This window comes from Candidatus Erwinia dacicola (genome assembly GCF_001756855.1).
In the GTDB taxonomy this organism is placed as follows: domain Bacteria; phylum Pseudomonadota; class Gammaproteobacteria; order Enterobacterales; family Enterobacteriaceae; genus Erwinia; species Erwinia dacicola.
Window position 1 is genome coordinate 1 of the sequence record NZ_MAYS01000251.1, and the last position, 2199, is coordinate 2199.

Below are 2199 nucleotides of genomic sequence, written 5' to 3' on the forward strand. Positions count from 1 at the left end.
ATGGAGCGCCTGAAAACAGCACCCAGAACATACCATTGATGATCATACGGTGTTCTGCCCATGGGCGTCCGGCCCGTGGTGTTACTGGTTCAGTTGGTAATAAGGGCTGGATGAGAGCCCATGCTTCATCGGAAAGATCGTAACGAGCCATAGTTCAATGTGTTGTGGAAACAGGCAGTTACTATAGCTCAGGTGATTAAGGGACACAGCCTAGTATTTAAATAATCTCTGAAACGTACCTGTATCATTTTTCGAGCATCAGTTAGGTTAACTCCCCCGGTATCAAATGATTCAAGGATCTGTTCAAGGGTTTCTATACATTGTTCGTAACTCATATCTTTTCTCACACTGCTCATGTATATTATGTAAAAGATCTTTTGTTCAATTTTTTGAATGCTATCAGTTGAAGATGCATATGCCTTTTTGATATCGAAGTAGCGCTCTATGATTTCTGGAGCTTGAGAAATATTGAATTTTCTTTCATCAAAAATTTCATCGTAATACTTACCGAAAATGTGCTGCTTTTGATTTGACGACTTTTCAGGATTGCCCTGCAGAGCAAATAATATTTGGCCAAACTGTTCCATGCTAATTTTATAGCGGTAATCTTTTTTATCGTCAATGCCAGTGTCACCATTTTTTCTTGAGTATATTATTCCGTGCTCATCGAGTAACTGTTCAAGCTGAATTTGCAGCGTACTTAGTGATTTCAGGTCAACATTTGATATGGAATTCTGGCTGTTTGTATACTCTGCGATTTTATTGGCGGTTTCGCTACTGGATGCATTGAATATCCTAACAAGTATTTCACTCTCGGAAAGATAATCCGTAATATGAGATTTATCTGCGGCATTGAAATCATGAAGTGTTCTCAGAGTCTGCCCCCCGTTTAGTACCTGCACACCGGTTAGGCTTATACGAACTTTACGGTTTCCGTTAACTGGATGCGCTTTGATATCTTCAGCAACAATAGTTAATCCATTGTTATACATGAAAAATTTACCAGGCTCTTCTCGCAAGGTTTTAGCAATGGCTGCATTGTATCGCGATCGTTGAACCAATCCCCGGACATTATCAAAGAGCACACCAAAGTCGATTTTTTCATAAGCAAGCTGGTCTATGTTCTCACAGTTATGATCCTGTCTCAAATCAGCGTTCCTGCACGTCATTCTGATAACATCTGCAGCATTCAACCTGACAACATATGATTTTGATGTTGAAATGGAATTTTCTGAGTAAGACATTAAAGCATCATTATCTATTATCAGTTCGGCATTTATTGGTGCGGGACGTATAGACATCATACTTGCGATTTGGGGCATGCAAACTGAAATAACTTCCATGTCATAGAAGGTTTTCAGCTGTTGAATGGAACTTTCGTCGTGTTCTATCGGTACCGCCTCATTGCTGATCATATAGAGGGATAATTTCCATACTTCGTTACCGTTTAGTTTTTCATTCGCAGAATTAACACAGTCCCGAAGTTTACCTTCTAGGCCGTTTGTGCTGTCATTCATGATGCAATTCACCAGTTTGGTTGAAACAAATGCATCATTGAAGCTTTGTTTCTGCTCAGGCTTATAGTTTTCACGAAACTTAAAATTAAATAACTTTATCTCTTTCGCATCTTCATCTATATAGAATGCGTCTATTCCATGGTCTTCATAGCGCAGTCCTGAAATGTGAGTGTTGTATTCAGTATCGGTAATGAAGTCGCTGATAATATCAATATCCTTTTCATTGCACAGGGATTCCAGCATAAATAAGTAAAATCCAATGCGCTGCTGAAGCTTTGTATCATTAACAGGTTGTGCAAAGTTATTAGTTTTACTGAATAGATTGAAATATTTCTGACATTTAATATTAAGTAATTTAAAATCATTGATACTTACATAAGACATGCGAGTTTCCTTCGGTCAAGGATGTTTACTATGTATTATGCCTGATAAGCCTTATCATTGTCTCTGCCATTTGAGGTCTTTTGAATCTAGAAAATGGTGTTTTTGTAATCGGATATAGCTTGCTGAATGACGCGATTGGAATACTGTATGCCCAGAATGTCAGCTTGATGGTTAGGAAATTCAATCGCCTCTTTTGAGGGAGCCTGACTATGAGTTTCATCACCTCCCATCCCTCTTATGATGCGGTTTCGCGTGAGTTTGTATGTGAAAATGCCGTTTCTGATATGTTTTTAACCGG

General features: G+C 38.7%; 2 protein-coding genes. Both read right to left on the bottom strand.

All coding sequences use genetic code 11. The features are described from left to right. Positions 1-151, bottom strand: a 151-nt coding sequence (locus BBW68_RS16250; protein WP_148127593.1) for a transposase, incomplete at its 3' end; no start/stop codon positions are given. A 37-nt stretch (positions 152-188) separates the two neighbouring features. Then, positions 189-1901, bottom strand: coding sequence for an AIPR family protein (locus tag BBW68_RS07660; RefSeq protein WP_070134677.1), 1713 nt, complete (start codon positions 1899-1901; stop codon positions 189-191). Positions 1902-2199 lie beyond the last annotated feature (298 nt).

Excerpts from the sequence above, each read along its gene's own strand:
- BBW68_RS07660 (WP_070134677.1), bottom strand. The coding sequence starts at position 1,901 with ATGTCTTATGTAAGTATCAATGATTTTAAATTACTTAATATTAAATGT.